Source organism: Streptomyces sp. ISL-99, from assembly GCF_018614005.1.
In the GTDB taxonomy this organism is placed as follows: domain Bacteria; phylum Actinomycetota; class Actinomycetes; order Streptomycetales; family Streptomycetaceae; genus Streptomyces; species Streptomyces flavidovirens.
The window spans coordinates 1-14,119 of sequence record NZ_JAGGPC010000090.1; the positions used below are offsets into that span (position 1 = coordinate 1).

Sequence of the window (14,119 nt, forward strand, 5' to 3'; positions counted from 1 at the left end):
TTCGCCACTAAACCACCCCGAAGGGCTTCATCGTTCGACTTGCATGTGTTAAGCACGCCGCCAGCGTTCGTCCTGAGCCAGGATCAAACTCTCCATGAATGTTTGCTCGTAATCGAGCTAGCACCACGAAAGAGCGGAACAGATCGGACCGGAATATGGTCCGCTGTTCTCAGCGTCCTCGCTGTGTTCGCCTGACCGTCACAAGTGACGACCAGGACTTTTCAAAGGAACCACCAACCCACCAAAGGTGGGCCGGGGTATCAACATATCTGGCGTTGACTTTTGGCACGCTGTTGAGTTCTCAAGGAACGGACGCTTCCTTTGTACTCACCCTCGCGGGCTTTCCTCCGGGCTTTCGTTCGGTATTTCGTGTTTCCGACTCTATCAGACTCTTTCGTGTCCGACTTCCTCGGCGGCGGGGTGTGTCTTTGTCTTTCCGGCTGTTGGGCCGTTCCGACGTCCCGAACTCTAGCGGATTTCCCGGGCGGCTCATAATCGAGCCTGTCGAATGAATTCCGGCATGCCGAAATTCTCCCGGACCGGGAAACGTGCTGGGTTTGGGAATGCCGCTCTCGCGACGTAGTGGCAGCCGCAGAACCGTTCCGGCTCCGCGACAGCTCGGAGAACATTACGGATCCACCACCCGCGAGTCAAACCGGCCCACCGGGGCCGACGACCATGTCGCGAAACTGCCGGACAGTCCCCGCCCCTGCTGGTCGACTTGGCCGCGAGGACGAGCCTCCGTGGGCGCACGGGCACGGGCGTACGGGCACGTACGGGTACGTACCGGCACAAGTTCCACTGGCGAGGGGTACCTGGCGCCCGTCACGATGGACGGGTCGTCCACTTTCGAGAGGCCCCCGGGTATGCCGTCGGACCGTCTGCTTCGTTCGCTGCTGCCCGTGTGCGTCCCGGCGGCCCTTTCTCCGCGCGGCAGCACACTGGCGGCGGCGATGCCCTGGCTGGTGTGGTCCGCGGCGCTGGTCCTGGCGCTGCTGACGGGACCGGACGTCTCGGTCGGGCCGGTGCTCGCCGCCGTTCCCGCACTGGCGGCCATCGCTCACCGGTGGCTGGGGATCCTCGGTTTCGGGGTCCTGGCCGCCGCGACGCAGACGGTGCTGCGCTGGGGCAGCACGCCCCTGGGCGGCTCGGCCCTGCCGATGGTGACGATCGCCATCGTGGTGGTCACCGTCGCGGGCATTGCCGCCGCCGTCGCGCGGGAGGCCAGGGAGCGCACCCTGGATCACGTACGTTCCCTGGCGGGCGGGGTTCAGCGCGCGGTGCTGCGGCCCTTGCCGCAGGCGACGAAGGGCTACCGTCTGGCGGGTTTCTACCGTGCCGCCGAGGCGGAGGCCCGGGTCGGCGGTGACTTCTACGACGCGCTCCAGACGCCTTACGGGCTGCGCCTTGTGCTGGGGGACGTGTGCGGCAAGGGGCTCCCGGCCGTGGACGCCACGGTGACGCTGCTGGGTGCCTTCCGTGAGGCGGCGTACGACGAGCCCGACCTTGCCGCCGTGGCCCGGCGCATGGACCTCTCGCTGCGTCGCCGTCAGGGCGCCAGCGGTGACGACCGGTATGCGACGGCTCTGCTGCTGCAGGCGGACCCGGACGGCACTCTTGAGCTCGTCAACTGCGGGCACGTGCCGCCGATCCTCGTCTCTCCGGAACACTCCCGGGAACTGAGCCTGTGGCCCGGTTGTCCGCTGGGCTATTTCGAGTTCGCCCAGGACGAGCCCCTGCGGGTGGACACGCACACGCTTGCCCCTGGTACCTCGCTGCTGATGGTGACCGACGGCGTCACAGAGGCCCGTAACGGCGACCGTGACTTCTTCGACCTCGAGACCGCGGTGACAGGGCAGGACTTCGGCCCGTGTCCGCAGGCCCTCACCGAGGCGTTGCTCGCCGAGGTTTCCAGGCACGCCGCCGGCGGGAGGCTGCGCGACGACGCCGCCGCTCTGGCCCTCGTCCGTCACAGCCCTCAGGCGCCCGGCGCGCTCACGCCGTCGTGAGGTCGGCGGCCAGCAGGTCCATGAGCAGCCCGTCGTGCCAGGTGCCGTCCGGGCCGCGCTCGTAGTCGCGCATGATGCCGACGGGGCGGAAACCGGCCTTGGTGTAGCAGCGGATGGCGGCGGCATTGTCCGCTGCCGGGTCGATCACGATGCGGTGGTGGCCGAGGCCGGTGATCAGGTGGTGGGCGAGCGTACGTACCGCGTCCGTGCCCAGGCCGCGGCCGTGCACCGCGGGGTCCAGGTAGATGTCGATGTTGGCGTGACGGTAGTCCGGGTCCTGCTCGGCGCCCCACTGGATGGCGCCGGCCGTACGGCCCTCGTACACGATCACCAGGGTGGTGACGTCCGGATCGGCGAGGTCCTGGGTGACCGCCGCCACCAGGTCGTCGCCGCCTCGCCAGATCGCCCGCACCTCGGGTTCGGCGCGGATGCCGACGAGTACGGGGATGTCGTCCGGCGTGGCCGGGCGCAACACGACCTGGGCGCCGTACAGGGTCTTCTCCATACGCGGCACGCTAGCGCCGGCCGCCCGGCCGTCACAGGCCCTACGTCCAGTCGGTGGCTTCCGGCAGATCCGTGCGGTCCGGGAGGTGGCGGCGCGGCAGTTCGGCCGGGTCCGCCGGTGCCGGGGGTCGGTCACGGGGCCGTCGGGGTCAGGTCTTGTCGGCCGGTTCGGCGGCGTGCCACACCGTGGTGACGTTGCAGAACTCGCGGATGCCGTGGCCCGACAGCTCCCGGCCGTAGCCCGAGCGCTTCACTCCGCCGAAGGGCAGCGCGGGGTGGGAGGCTGTCATGCCGTTGACGAAGACGCCGCCGGCGTCCAGGTCCCTCACGAACCGCTCGACTTCCCCGTCGTCGCGCGTCCACACATTGGAGCTCAGCCCGAAGGGCGAGTCGTTGGCGAGGGTCACCGCCTCGTCGAGACCGGACACCCGGTAGACCGTGGCCACGGGGCCGAAGGCCTCCTCGTGGTGGATGCGCATGCCGTCCGTGATTCCGGTGAGGACGGTGGGCTCGTAGAACCAGCCCTGGTCCCGCTTCTCCGGCCGCTGTGCTCCGCACCGCGCCGTGGCACCGAGGCGCAGTGCGTCGTCGACGAGCTCTTCGAGGTCGGTACGTCCCTGTTCGCTGGCGAGCGGTCCTACGTCGGTGGATTCCTGCATCGGGTCACCGACGGTCAGTTCCCGCATTCCGGCGGTGAAGCGCTCGCAGAAGTCGTCGTAGACATCGGTGTGGACGATGAAACGCTTTGCGGCGATGCAGGACTGGCCGTTGTTCTGCACCCGTGCCGTCACGGCAGTCCGGGCGGCCCGCTCGATGTCGGCCGACGGCATGACCACGAAGGGGTCGCTGCCGCCGAGCTCCAGAACGGTCCGCTTCACCTCGTCCCCGGCGACGGCCGCGACGGAGCGTCCGGCCGGCTCGCTGCCGGTGAGCGTCGCGGCGGCCACCCTGGGGTCGCGCAGGATGTTCTCGACGGCGCCGGATCCGATGAGCAGCGTCTGGAAGCACCCTTCGGGGAATCCGGCGCGGCGGAAGAGGTCCTCCAGGTAGAGGGCGGTCTGCGGAACGTTCGACGCGTGCTTGAGCAGGCCCACGTTGCCGGCCATGAGTGCGGGGGCGGCGAAGCGTACGACCTGCCAGAGCGGGAAGTTCCACGGCATCACGGCCAGGACGACGCCGAGCGGGCGGTAGCGGACGATGGCGCGGGACGCCCCGGAGTCCGTCACGTCGTCGGCGGACGGGTACTCGTCGGCCAGGAGTTCCCGGGCGTTCTCGGCGTACCAGCGCATCGCTTTCGCGCATTTGGCCGCCTCCGCGCGGGCGGCCGTGATGGGCTTGCCCATTTCGGCGGTCATGGTGCGGGCGATGTCCTGCCGGTCCTCGTCCAGCAGGTCGGCGGCGCGGTTCAGGAGTTCCGCCCGCCGGTCGAAGCCGGTGGTGCGGTACTGCGCGAAGGCGTTGGCGGCGAGTGCCAGGCGCCGCTCGATCTCTTCGGCTCCGAGCGCGTCGAATGTCTTGAGGGTCTCTCCGGTGGCGGGATTCACCGTGGCGATGGGCATGCTGCCGTCCTCCTCGGACTCGGTCTTTTCGACACTTGCGCGGTACGGGCGGTCCCGCAACGCGGCGGGTGCCCCGTTTGCTTCACCTGTCAGGTGGAAGTCCCGCCGGGTGCGGCGCGTCCGGGGGAAGCACAGTGGAAGGCTCCTGGGACTCCCTCGGACCCTTCCCGGGAACCGGGGGCGGGAGGTGGTTGCCGCGGTGCGCGCTGGGGGTGTGGGTGCTGGTGTGTTCGCGGGATTGGCATTGCTCGCTCTCTCGGGCTGTTCCTCCGTCGGCGTGCGGGAAGACGCCGCGGCGGCGGCCGCTCTGCGTTTCGAGGAGAACCTGCGTGGAGGGCGGGTCCTGTCGGGATGCGACGGCCTGGCTCCCGGTACCCGGGAGGAGCTGGAGAAAACAGCGAGGTCCCGGTGCCCGCCGGCCCTGTGGACCTGGGACTGCCGTCGGCGCGTGAGGTGCGCCGGGTGGACGTGTACGGCGGTCAGGCGCGTGTCGTGCTCGACTCCGACACGCTCTTCCTGTCGTCCTTCCCGGACGGCTGGAAGGTCGTCGCGGCGGGCTGCGAGCCCCGGCCCGAGTCGGAGGTTCCGTACCGGTGCGACCTGAAGGGCGGGTGAGGCGGTGCGGCTGATGTTCACGCTGTGCCTTCTCGTGGTGTTCGGCGGCCTGGCCTACGCCATCGTGATCGGGGTGACGCACCGGTGAGCGCGCTCCCCCGCTTCGTACGGGAAAACAGCCTGACGCTGGCGTTCGGTGGCGGCTTTCTGCAGTCGGAGTTCCTGCAGTTCTTCCTCTACGTCTTCGGCACCGTGTGGCTGCTGCAGCGCGGCTCACCGGAGTCCAAGCCCGTCGGCTCGCCCCATGCCTCCACGGGTGTCGAGGGCTGACCTGCGCGCCGTTCCGCGGCTTCGGCGCGGCCGTTATCCGGGCCGCAGAAGGGGAAGCCGAAAGCCATGGCTGCAGAGCGTCCGACCGTCGACGAGTCGTACTGGATGGCTACTGTCCCCGGCACCCGATTTTCGCCGCCGGACACGGACCTGACCGCTGATGTCGCCGTCATCGGCGGCGGCATCGCGGGCCTGTGCACCGCCTGGGAGCTGGTCCGGGCGGGCCTGGACGTCGTACTCCTGGAGGCGGACAGGATCGCCGCCGGAGTGACCGGCTACACCACGGCCAAGCTGACGGCGCTGCACGGTCTGGGGTACGCCCGGCTGGAGGCCACGCACGGCGCCGACAACGCCGCGCTGTACGCGCTCTCGCAGCAGGACGCCGTCGAACGTACGGCGGCACTCTGCGAGGAGCTGGGCATCGACGCCGACCTGGAGCGCGCGGCCGCCTGCACGTATCTGGAAGATCCCCGGCGGGCGGACGAGCTCAGGGACGAGGCGGCGGCCGCCCGGCGGGCCGGCCTCGACGCGTCGTTCGTGGCCGACACGGAGCTGCCCTTCCCGGTGGCCGGAGCGGTGCGGGTGCAGCGGCAGCTGCAGTTCCACCCGCGGAGGTTTCTGGTGGCTCTCGCCGAGCGGATCACCGCTGCGGGCGGACGCGTCCATGAACGCACCCGCGTCACCGGGCTCCACGACGGTGCGCGTTGCCGGCTGTCGACCGAGAGCGGGCTGATGGTCACGGTGCGCGACGCCGTCATCGCGACGCATTACCCGGTGTTCGACCGCACGCTCCTGTTCACCCGGCTGAAGCCGAGACGGGAGCTGGTGCTCGCGGCGCCGGTGCCTGCCGGTGACGCGCCGAAAGGCATGTACATGAGCCCGGCCGACCGGGTGCGTTCGGTGCGCAGTGCGCCGTACGACGAGGATCGGCGGCTGCTGATCGTCACGGGCGAGAAGTTCGAGCCGGGTGCGGGCGGCGTACGGGAGCGGTTCGCCCGGCTGGACGCCTGGGCGCGCGAACGGATGCCGGGCTTCGCGGAGGCGGAGCTGGCGTACCGCTGGGCGGCGCAGGACAACGACTCCAGCGACCATCTGCCGTACGTCGGATACGCGCACCCGGGCACCCAGCACGTGTTCGTGGCGACGGGGTTCGGCGGCTGGGGCATGAGCAACGGCGTGATGACCGGCCGCCTGCTCGCCGCCCATATCGTGGGCGGACCGCGCCCCGCGTGGACGGATCTGTACGATCCGCGCCGCCTGCCCCAGGTGCGGGAGACGGCGGAGGTGGCGAAGTTCCAGACCGCAGTCGCCCGGCACTTCGTGGGCGACCGTCTGCACACCGGTCACGTCGACTCGATGGACGAGGTCCCGCCGGGCAGCGGCGCGGTCGTCCGCCTTGAGGGGCACCGCTGTGCGGTGTACCGCGACGAGTCCGGCGAGGCCCGCGTCGTATCGGCCCGCTGTACGCACCTCGGGTGCCTGGTGCAGTTCAACGACGCCGAGAAGGTCTGGGAATGTCCTTGTCACGGATCGCGCTTCGGGACGGACGGTGCGGTGCTGCACGGCCCCGCCACCCGGCCTCTGGAGCCCCGCGAGCCGGGTGAGCCGCGCGGCTGAGGGCCGCGTCGGTCAGGACTGGTCGGTCAGGACTGTCCGAGCGAGCGCTTGAGTTCGGATTTGTTCATCGACGAGCGTCCCTGGATGTTGCGGCGCCGTGCCTCCGCGTACAGCTCGTCGTACGTCTGTCCCTCCGAGCCGCTGCTCCCGGAACGCTGTCCGCCGCGCTTGGAGGAGGACCTGTCCTGGGTCGAGCTCCTGCTCGCCGTCCTGGACTCGCCGGAGCGCGCCCGCTCCTTGTTGACCGTCCGCGCGGCCATTTCCTTGGCCCGCTTGGTGCCCGCGCCGCGCTCTTCGGCGCTTTCCTTGATGTGCTCGTACTGACGTTCCCGCTTGGAGCTCGAACCCTTGGGCATTGCTACTCCTTCGAACGTGAATCAGTGGTCCGCTGCTCGCGATGGGCAGCCTCCGCCCACCCTGCGTCCGGTGTGATCTCTCCGCAAACGCAGTACCGCGTCACTCCTGTCGCCCGCTTCCCGAAGCGCGCGACGAGTACCCTCCAAGCACGGGATCCGACACACAACTCCATGATCGTCAGCCTGCTCCGGGTGTTCACGCGGTTCGCCAGTGCGGCCCCCCGGGGGCAGGATGGATTACGAAACTGGCCTCACATGCCCCCATTCGACCTGGACACGTGCGATGGAAATGGAAACGACGGCCACCGGTAGAACTTCGAGCCACGAGATCTTCGGCGCTCCGTGCTGGATCACTCTGATGGCGCGCGACCTGGAGCCCGCCCAGGCCTTCTACGGCGCGGTGCTGGGCTGGGAATTCCGGCGCGCCGGGCTCGGTCGCGGTTTCAGCATCGCTCTGCTCGACGGTGACCCCGTCGCCGGAATCGGGTCCCTCGACACCGCCCTGCGGGCGCCTGTCACCTGGACGCCCTACTTCGCCGTCGCCAGTGTGGACGACACCGCGAGCCGGATCCGTGAGCGAAGCGCCACCGTCGCCGTGGGGCCGCTGCGGTTCGCGACCGGCCGCGGCGCCATCGCGGCGGACCGTGACGGGGCCGTTTTCGGCATCTGGGAGGGGCAGCTCTTCTCCGACTGGCACGTCTGGCGCAAGAACGCACCCGTGTGGCTGCGTCTGCGAACCCGGGACGCGTTCGACGCGGCGATCTTCTACGGGCAGGTCCTCGAATGGGCCAGTGGCCGGCCCGGCTGCTGCGAGGTCGAGTACCAGGAGGACGAAGTCGTACTGCTGCAGGACGGGCAGATCCTGGCGCGGCTGAGCTCCGGCGCCGTCGACACCGCCCCCGATCCCCTGATCCAGCCCCGGTGGCACGCCCACTTCCCCGTGCCCGACGTCGAAGCCACGGTCGAGGCAGCGCTCCGCCACGGCGGCACGGCCCTCGGACACGGTCCCACCGCGTACGGCACGGAGACGACACTGCGCGACCCGGACGGCGCGTTGTTCACCGTCACCAGCGCAGGGCCCGGATAGGCGACGAGGAAGGTGCACCCGTGCGCGGTTACTCACAAGAGGCCCCTCAGCCCGGCAGCCGGCCCGAGCCGGCCGGTCTGCGGCTGACGGCGGGGCGAGCTGTGGACAGCGGGCCCGTCGGGCCGCTCGCCGGAGCGTCGCAGGGCACCTGGCCGCTGCCGCCGGACCGCACGCAGGCGATTCTGGAGGCCACCAAGCATGTGGCGGCCAGGCTCAAGAGCAGCGGGTTCCCGTTCGCCCTGGTCGGGAGCGTCGCGGCGTACGCCCACGGGGTGCCGGCCAGCTTCCAGCACGACGCCGACTTCTGCATCCTGCGCGAGGACGCGGAGGCGGTGACCGAGGCTCTGGAGGCCGCCGGGATCGAGGTGCGTGTCCCGCCGGAGGACTGGCTGATCAAAGCGCGCAGTCACGGCGAGGAGATCGACCTGATCTTCGAACTCGCCCGGCAGCCGGTGACCAGGGAGCTGCTGAGCCGGGCGCAGACCCTTCCGGTGGACTCCGTTCACATGCCCGTGCTGTCGCCCACCGATCTCATGGGCAGCCAGCTCCACGCCTTCTCGGAGCACCACTGCGACTTCGGGGCCGTACTGCCCATCGCACGGACGCTGCGGGAGAAGATCGACTGGGCCCGCCTGCGCCGCGAGCATCAGGACTCGCCCATGCCGGACGCGTTTCTCTACCTTCTCGAACGTCTGCACGTCATCGACCCGCGGGAGGCAGGGCCGTGAACGACACATCCGCCGCCGAGTACCGCATCGCCCATCTGCGGGAGCATCTGGCCAGTGGGGACTACGCCGAGATGGGCGTACGGATAGAGCTGCGCGGAAACAGCGTGCTGATCGCCGGCACCGTCTCCAGTGCCGCCTGCCGGGACGAGATCCTGCGCATGGCCAAGGACGAACTGGCCGGGCTGCCCCTGCATGAGGACCTGATCGTGGTCTCCGCGACCGCCCCCGACCACCCCGAGGAGCTCGCGTGATCCGGATCGCGGCCGTCGGCGACATTCATCTGGGGCTGGACAGTGCGGGGGTGCTCCGGCCCGCGTTCGAAACCATCAGGGACTCCGCGGACGTGCTGCTGCTCGCAGGGGACCTGACGCGGCACGGCACGGCCGGGGAGGCGCGGGTGGTCGCCCAAGAGGTGGCCGGGCTCGACGTGCCGGTGGTGGCCGTCCTCGGCAACCACGACTACCACAGTGACCAGCAGGACGAGGTGACGGCGGTGCTCGCCGAGGCGGGCGTGACCGTGCTGGAGGGCCAGGGGACCGTGCTCGACATCGGCGGTGTACGGGTCGGTGTCGCCGGGACCAAGGGCTTCGGCGGCGGGTTCGCCGGCCGCAGCGGTGGCGAGTTCGGCGAACCGGAGATGAAGGAGTTCATCCGGTACACCCGGCGGTGCGCCGAGGGCCTGCGGCGTTCCCTGGACGGGCTGAAGGAGCGCGATTGCGCCGTACGCATCGCGTTGACGCACTTCGCGCCGGTGCCGGACACCCTCGCGGGTGAGCCGCCGGAGATCTTCCCGTTCCTGGGCAGCTATCTGCTGGCCGAGGCGATGGACGAGTCCGGGGCCGACCTCGCGGTCCACGGCCACGCGCATCTGGGCACCGAGCACGGGATGACCAGCGGCGGAGTGCGCGTGCGCAATGTCGCCCAGCCGGTGATCGACCGCGCCTTCGCCGTCTACCACCTGGCGGTTCACACCGCTGTCGGCACCGCCGCCGACAGCGTCCCTGTCGCGGCCGAATGACCCGCTGGTCCCGGCCCCGGGAAACGGAAAAGGTCGTATCGGATTGCTCCGATACGACCTCCGACCTGCGAAGAAACGCTGGTCGGGACGACAGGATTTGAACCTGCGACCCCTTGACCCCCAGTCAAGTGCGCTACCAAGCTGCGCCACGTCCCGGTGCCCGTGCGGCCTGGGGTTTCCCTGGCTGAACGCGCTTGAGAACAATACCGCACTTGGGCCGGTGGTCACGAACCGCTTTCAGACCCGCTTGTCGAGCCAGGCGGTCAGATCGTCCTGGACCTCGTCCCGGTTGGTCTCGTTGAGGATCTCGTGGCGGGCGCCCTCGTATCCCTTCCAGGTGAGGTCCTCGGTGCCGAGGTAGCGGAAGTCCTCCAGGAGTTCGTAGACGAGGGTCATCCCCTGGTTGCAGGGGTCCTGTGTGCCGACGGCGATGTGGACGGGCAGGTCGGCGGGGATACGGGCGAGATTCCGCGGGTCGTTGATCTTGCGGACCGCGTGCACCCAGTCCAGTGCGAGGCCCGCGCTGAACGCGAAGCCGCACCGCTCGTCCGCCGCGTACGCGTCCACCTCGGCTTCGTCGCGCGAGAGCCACTCGAAGCCCGTGCGGTGCGGGTACGGGTCGTTGAAGGAGGCGAAGAGGGTGGGGATGTACGAGGAAATCGCCGCGCGTCCGTGCTGCGCGATCTCCGCCTCCAGACCGGTGATCGACTCCTGCAGCTCGGCTCCCGGGAGCGTACGGAAGGTGCCGGAGAGGATGAGGCCGGCCAGGCCGTCCGGGTACTCCTGCGCGTAGTCGCGGGCGAGCATGGAGCCGAGGCTGTGGCCGAGCAGCACGACCGGCAGGCCGGGGTGCAGCGCCCTGGCCTGGTCGCCGACCGCCTTGAGGTCGTCGACGATCGCCCGCCAGCTGTTCTCGCCGGCCACGCCGTAGCCACCGGTGGCGGCGGCGGTCGCACCGTGGCCGCGGTGGTCGGAGGCGATCACCCCGTAGCCGCGGGAGACCAGATGCTGGGCAAAGCGGTCGTAGCGCAGGGCGTGTTCGGCCGCGCCGTGGGCGATCTGGACGAGGGCGCGGGGCCTGCCGTTGTCCGGCAGCCAGGTGTACGCGGCGATCTGTGCGCCGTCGCCTGCGGTCGCCGTTCCCGTGCGGTGTGCGGTGCTCATCGGGCACGCCTCCTGGGTGTCTGCTGGTGTCTGTGCTCGGTCGGGGTACTGGGGCTGACCCTCCCCAAGGGAGAGCGCCTCACACCGGACCGGCGCCGGCCCGTTGCCCCTACGAGGGGCCGCCCGTGGCCGTGGATGGTGACGAAGGGCGTCCGGGGTCTGGGACCCGGGGTCCGGGGCTTGCCCCCGTTCGGGAAGGGGCGGGGTGGGGAACAAGCCCGCCGCAGGCGCACGATCCCGGCCCCACTCCCCCACCCGCACTCCCGAGGAGCCCCCCCATGCCCGCCCCCTACCCGCACCTCCCCTTATTGGGCGAGCAAGGGGTTCCTCGGCCTGCTCCTGCCCGCGGACCACCCCACGTCGACCGAGCGCGAACTGCCGCTCCCGGTCGAGGAGTCCGACCAGTACACCGCGCTCCCCGCCCCCGGCCGGCTGCTCCACGGCACCCGCCACGACGGCATCGTGCGCCTCGTCAACCACGGCAGTGACCACAATCCACTCACCGGCGACGCCGAGGACGACCCGCACTACGCGAAGCTCGGCTACTCCTCGGCGACGGCGCCCGACGCGGCTCCGCACGCCTGGTCGCGTGCCGTCGACAACCACCTCGCCCTCCTCGCACCCGCCGACGGCGCCCCCTCCCGCCGGCGCCGGATCCACCCGGGCACCTGCGCGGGCCGTACCGCGTCCTCCTGGCACCACGCGCGACTTCCGGGCGACGAGCGCGAGTTCCGCGTCGACACGACCAGTGTGCTGTTCGGGCCGTGGGAGGTACGGGTGCACCCGCCGGAGGGCGCGGGCGTACGCGAGGGCGGCCACGCGGTGGCGGCGACGGAACGCCCGCGGGCGGAGACCGGCCCCGGGTGGGCCCTGGTCCGTACGGCGGACGGCCTCACCAGTGCGGTCGTCGCCCTGCACGGCTGGGATGCGGAGGAGGCGGCCGGGGTCTCGCGCGACGTACAGGCCAACGCGTACGGCCCGCACTCAGCGACGCCGTACCTGCGGCTCGGAGCCCATCCGGGCGGGCACAGCGTGCACGTGTCCCTGATCGCCCTGTCCCGTGACACGGTCCGTCCCCGGGCGCTGCGCGACTCCGTCACCGTCGAGGTCCTGGACGGACCGGTGGTCCGGCTGACCTTCCCCGACGGCACGGTCACGGACGTATGACCGGTCAGACGGCGCCGTCCTCGCGGCGGCGGATCAGTTCCGCCAGCTCCGCGGCCATCGCCTTGATCGTCTCCAGGCCCGCCCGCCCCCACCGCCTCGGCTCGGTGTCGACGGCACAGACCGTGCCGAGCAGGATGTCCGTACGGTCGATGACGGGAGCCCCCATGTACGACCGGATGCCGATCTCGTCGACGACCGGGTTGCCCGCGAACCGCGGGTAGTCGCACACGTCGTCCAGGACAAGTGCCTTGCGCCGCGCGACGACATGCGGGCAGTACCCGTGATCGCGGGCGAGGAAGCGGCCGATGCGGCTCGTGGCGGCGGCCGCGCCCAGGTCGGTGCCGCTGTGTGTCCCGGTCGGGGTGTGCAGTCCGGCGAAGAACTGCCGGTTCTCATCAATGAAGTTGACCATGGAGTACGGCGCTCCGGTCACCTCCGCGAGCCGGTCGGCGAACGTGTCGAAGGCGGGCACGGCCCGGTCGCCGATTCCGAGCTGATGCAGCCTCCGGACGCGCGCGGGTGCCTCCGGGTCGACGGGGGTGAGCAGCAGTTGGCCGATCCGGTCGTATGTCATGTGGGTGCTCCGTGGTTTCCGTGGCCCGGTGCGGCCGGGGTGATGGTGAGCAGGTGCCGGACGAGGGTGACCAGCGTCTTGATCCCTGAGCTGGCGATACGTGCGTCGCACAGCACGACCGGGACCTCTTGCGGGAGGTCGAGGGCGGCCCGTACCTCTTCCGGTGCGTAGCGGTGCGCGCCGTCGAACTCGTTGACGGCCACGACGAATTCGATGCCGCGTCGCTCGAAGAAGTCCAGGGCCGCGAAGCTGTCCTGGAGGCGGCGGGTGTCGGCGAGCACGACGGCGCCCAGGGCGCCCTTGGAGAGTTCGTCCCACATGAACCAGAAGCGTTCCTGGCCGGGTGTGCCGAAGAGGTACAGCACGTGCTGCTCGTCGAGGGTCATCCGGCCGAAGTCCATGGCGACGGTCGTCGTGGCCTTGTCCTCGACGCCTTCCAGGCTGTCGGTCCCCACGCTCACCTGGGTGAGCAGTTCTTCGGTACTCAGTGGTGCGATCTCGCTGACCGCGCCCACGAAGGTCGTCTTACCGACGCCGAACCCGCCGGCGACAAGGATCTTGAGCGCGGTGGGAAACAGGTCAGAGCCGTCGTCGTAGGCCATCGAGCACTGCCTCCAGCAGGGTGAGGTCGTTGGGCTGGTCGTCGAAGCGGGGCGCGTGGGTGGTGAGCGCTCCGCAGTCGACCAGGTCGGAAAGCAGCACCTTGGTGACGACCACGGGAAGCCGCAGGTACGCCGCGATCTCCGCCACCGAGGTGGGGTGTGCGCACAGGCCGAGGGCCTGGGCGTGCTCGGGGCCGATGTGCATGAGGGGCTCCACCCCGGTGACCCGCACCATGGACAGCAGGTCGAGGTCCGTCGTGGGGCGGGTGCGGCCGTCGCTCACCGTGTAGGGGCGGATGAGCCGGCCGGCCGCGTCGTCGAGCCACGGCCCGTCCTGCGGGAGCGGCCCCATCAGCGTCCCGTGGCGCTCGGTACGCCCGCCCGCTGCCTGGCCGGTGTGACGAGGTACGGCCGTACGCTCTTGACGAGCATCGCCATCTCGTAACCCAGCACCGCCGCGTCGGCCTCGCGGCCCGCGAGTACGGCGAGGCAGGTGCCTGAGCCCGCGGTGGAGACGAAGAGGAGGGTGGAGTCGAGCTCCACGACGACCTGGCGTACCTCGCCGCCGTCGCCGAAGCGGGCGCCCGCGCTGCGGCCGAGCGAGTACAGGCCGGAGGCGAGGGCGGCCATGTGGTCGGCGCTGTCGTTGTCGAGGCCGTGGACCGACTTCACCAGACCGTCGGAGGAGAGCAGAACCGCGTTGCGTGTGAAGGGAACACGCTGGACCAGCCCGCTCAACAGCCAGTCGAGATCCGTCACTTGGCCGGTCGGCGCATCACTCGCCATGGTGCATCTACTCCTTGGGGTACTGCGGTGGAAGGGTGGGGAGGGAGCGGGAGGGCGGAGGCA

15 protein-coding genes, 1 tRNA gene, 1 rRNA gene and 2 pseudogenes are annotated in these 14,119 nt (G+C 70.4%); 9 read left to right on the forward strand and 10 right to left on the reverse strand.

Going from position 1 to position 14,119, the window contains the following annotated elements; genetic code table 11:
* Window positions 1–99, reverse strand: a 16S ribosomal RNA gene (locus J7E91_RS34430); the annotation flags it as partial.
* 767 nt (window positions 100–866) lie between these two features.
* Here J7E91_RS34430 and J7E91_RS34435 point away from each other — a divergent pair.
* Window positions 867–2,009 (forward strand): PP2C family protein-serine/threonine phosphatase, encoded by a 1,143-nt coding sequence (locus J7E91_RS34435; protein WP_214911212.1) that lies wholly within the window; start codon window positions 867–869, stop codon window positions 2,007–2,009.
* On the opposite strand, the gene J7E91_RS34440 is transcribed toward J7E91_RS34435, so the two are convergent.
* Together J7E91_RS34440 and J7E91_RS34445 are read right to left on the reverse strand one after the other, a co-directional pair.
* Window positions 1,996–2,514 (reverse strand): GNAT family N-acetyltransferase, encoded by a 519-nt coding sequence (locus J7E91_RS34440; protein WP_214911214.1) that lies wholly within the window; start codon window positions 2,512–2,514, stop codon window positions 1,996–1,998. The two genes, J7E91_RS34435 and J7E91_RS34440, sit on opposite strands and share 14 nt — an antisense overlap.
* A 148-nt stretch (window positions 2,515–2,662) precedes the next feature.
* Window positions 2,663–4,072: an NADP-dependent succinic semialdehyde dehydrogenase gene (locus J7E91_RS34445; protein ID WP_214911217.1), complete on the reverse strand. Its 1,410-nt coding sequence runs from the start codon at window positions 4,070–4,072 to the stop codon at window positions 2,663–2,665.
* Window positions 4,073–4,480: 408 nt separating this feature from the next.
* Between J7E91_RS34445 and J7E91_RS36600 the strand changes: the two genes are divergently transcribed.
* The 3 genes and pseudogenes from J7E91_RS36600 to J7E91_RS34460 all read left to right on the forward strand — a co-directional run bounded on the left by J7E91_RS36600 (window position 4,481) and on the right by J7E91_RS34460 (window position 6,574).
* Entirely contained in the window at window positions 4,481–4,687 is a 207-nt protein-coding gene (locus J7E91_RS36600; protein WP_251016703.1) for a hypothetical protein, read from the forward strand.
* Between the two features lie 120 nt (window positions 4,688–4,807).
* Window positions 4,808–4,921 (forward strand): annotated as a pseudogene (locus J7E91_RS37480) (DUF6766 family protein); the annotation flags it as partial.
* Between the two features lie 102 nt (window positions 4,922–5,023).
* A complete protein-coding gene (locus J7E91_RS34460) occupies window positions 5,024–6,574 on the forward strand; it encodes an FAD-dependent oxidoreductase (protein ID WP_214911221.1) in 1,551 nt (516 codons plus the stop codon).
* Between the two features lie 26 nt (window positions 6,575–6,600).
* Here J7E91_RS34460 and J7E91_RS34465 read toward each other — a convergent pair whose 3' ends face one another.
* Complete coding sequence (locus J7E91_RS34465) at window positions 6,601–6,930, reverse strand: plasmid stabilization protein (protein ID WP_214911223.1); 330 nt, start codon at window positions 6,928–6,930, stop codon at window positions 6,601–6,603.
* Between the two features lie 283 nt (window positions 6,931–7,213).
* Here J7E91_RS34465 and J7E91_RS34470 point away from each other — a divergent pair, with 283 nt between their 5' ends.
* From J7E91_RS34470 to J7E91_RS34485, 4 genes are read left to right on the forward strand one after another with little or no spacing between them, the layout of a single operon-like run.
* Window positions 7,214–8,017, forward strand: a complete 804-nt coding sequence (locus tag J7E91_RS34470; protein WP_214911225.1) for a VOC family protein — start codon at window positions 7,214–7,216, stop codon at window positions 8,015–8,017.
* Window positions 8,018–8,037: 20 nt separating this feature from the next.
* Window positions 8,038–8,745, forward strand: a complete 708-nt coding sequence (locus J7E91_RS34475; RefSeq protein ID WP_374224827.1) for a nucleotidyltransferase family protein — start codon at window positions 8,038–8,040, stop codon at window positions 8,743–8,745.
* A complete protein-coding gene (locus tag J7E91_RS34480) occupies window positions 8,742–8,996 on the forward strand; it encodes a hypothetical protein (RefSeq protein WP_214911227.1) in 255 nt (84 codons plus the stop codon). The genes J7E91_RS34475 and J7E91_RS34480 overlap by 4 nt, the downstream gene beginning before the upstream one ends.
* Window positions 8,993–9,763 carry a metallophosphoesterase gene (locus tag J7E91_RS34485; RefSeq protein WP_214911229.1) on the forward strand — a complete coding sequence of 257 codons (771 nt, stop codon included), beginning with the start codon at window positions 8,993–8,995 and terminating at the stop codon, window positions 9,761–9,763. The genes J7E91_RS34480 and J7E91_RS34485 overlap by 4 nt, the downstream gene beginning before the upstream one ends.
* 79 nt (window positions 9,764–9,842) lie before the next feature.
* On the opposite strand, the gene J7E91_RS34490 is transcribed toward J7E91_RS34485, so the two are convergent.
* Both J7E91_RS34490 and J7E91_RS34495 read right to left on the reverse strand, forming a co-directional pair.
* Window positions 9,843–9,919, reverse strand: a tRNA-Pro gene (locus J7E91_RS34490).
* 81 nt (window positions 9,920–10,000) lie between these two features.
* Window positions 10,001–10,927, reverse strand: a complete 927-nt coding sequence (locus J7E91_RS34495; RefSeq protein ID WP_214911231.1) for an alpha/beta fold hydrolase — start codon at window positions 10,925–10,927, stop codon at window positions 10,001–10,003.
* 300 nt (window positions 10,928–11,227) lie between these two features.
* Between J7E91_RS34495 and J7E91_RS34500 the strand changes: the two are divergent.
* A pseudogene (locus tag J7E91_RS34500) lies at window positions 11,228–12,094 on the forward strand (hypothetical protein); the annotation flags it as partial.
* A gap of 4 nt (window positions 12,095–12,098) precedes the next feature.
* On the opposite strand, the gene J7E91_RS34505 reads toward J7E91_RS34500, so the two are convergent.
* The 4 genes from J7E91_RS34505 to J7E91_RS34520 are packed head-to-tail and all read right to left on the reverse strand — an operon-like array spanning window position 12,099 to window position 14,056.
* Window positions 12,099–12,668 (reverse strand): GAF domain-containing protein, encoded by a 570-nt coding sequence (locus tag J7E91_RS34505; protein ID WP_214911233.1) that lies wholly within the window; start codon window positions 12,666–12,668, stop codon window positions 12,099–12,101.
* Window positions 12,665–13,270, reverse strand: a complete 606-nt coding sequence (locus tag J7E91_RS34510; RefSeq protein ID WP_214911235.1) for an ATP/GTP-binding protein — start codon at window positions 13,268–13,270, stop codon at window positions 12,665–12,667. The genes J7E91_RS34505 and J7E91_RS34510 overlap by 4 nt, the downstream gene beginning before the upstream one ends.
* Window positions 13,248–13,622, reverse strand: coding sequence for a DUF742 domain-containing protein (locus tag J7E91_RS34515; RefSeq protein WP_214911237.1), 375 nt, complete (start codon window positions 13,620–13,622; stop codon window positions 13,248–13,250). The genes J7E91_RS34510 and J7E91_RS34515 overlap by 23 nt, the downstream gene beginning before the upstream one ends.
* Entirely contained in the window at window positions 13,622–14,056 is a 435-nt protein-coding gene (locus J7E91_RS34520) for a roadblock/LC7 domain-containing protein (protein ID WP_214911239.1), read from the reverse strand. Before J7E91_RS34520 ends, J7E91_RS34515 begins: the two co-directional genes overlap by 1 nt.
* Between the last annotated feature and the right edge of the window lie 63 nt (window positions 14,057–14,119).

Excerpts from the sequence above, each read along its gene's own strand:
- J7E91_RS34435 (WP_214911212.1), top strand. The coding sequence starts at position 867 with ATGCCGTCGGACCGTCTGCTTCGTTCGCTGCTGCCCGTGTGCGTCCCG.
- J7E91_RS34440 (WP_214911214.1), bottom strand. The coding sequence starts at position 2,514 with ATGGAGAAGACCCTGTACGGCGCCCAGGTCGTGTTGCGCCCGGCCACG.
- J7E91_RS34445 (WP_214911217.1), bottom strand. The coding sequence starts at position 4,072 with ATGCCCATCGCCACGGTGAATCCCGCCACCGGAGAGACCCTCAAGACA.
- J7E91_RS34460 (WP_214911221.1), top strand. The coding sequence starts at position 5,024 with ATGGCTGCAGAGCGTCCGACCGTCGACGAGTCGTACTGGATGGCTACT.
- J7E91_RS34465 (WP_214911223.1), bottom strand. The coding sequence starts at position 6,930 with ATGCCCAAGGGTTCGAGCTCCAAGCGGGAACGTCAGTACGAGCACATC.
- J7E91_RS34470 (WP_214911225.1), top strand. The coding sequence starts at position 7,214 with ATGGAAATGGAAACGACGGCCACCGGTAGAACTTCGAGCCACGAGATC.
- J7E91_RS34495 (WP_214911231.1), bottom strand. The coding sequence starts at position 10,927 with ATGAGCACCGCACACCGCACGGGAACGGCGACCGCAGGCGACGGCGCA.
- J7E91_RS34505 (WP_214911233.1), bottom strand. The coding sequence starts at position 12,668 with ATGACATACGACCGGATCGGCCAACTGCTGCTCACCCCCGTCGACCCG.
- J7E91_RS34510 (WP_214911235.1), bottom strand. The coding sequence starts at position 13,270 with ATGGCCTACGACGACGGCTCTGACCTGTTTCCCACCGCGCTCAAGATC.
- J7E91_RS34515 (WP_214911237.1), bottom strand. The coding sequence starts at position 13,622 with ATGGGGCCGCTCCCGCAGGACGGGCCGTGGCTCGACGACGCGGCCGGC.
- J7E91_RS34520 (WP_214911239.1), bottom strand. The coding sequence starts at position 14,056 with ATGGCGAGTGATGCGCCGACCGGCCAAGTGACGGATCTCGACTGGCTG.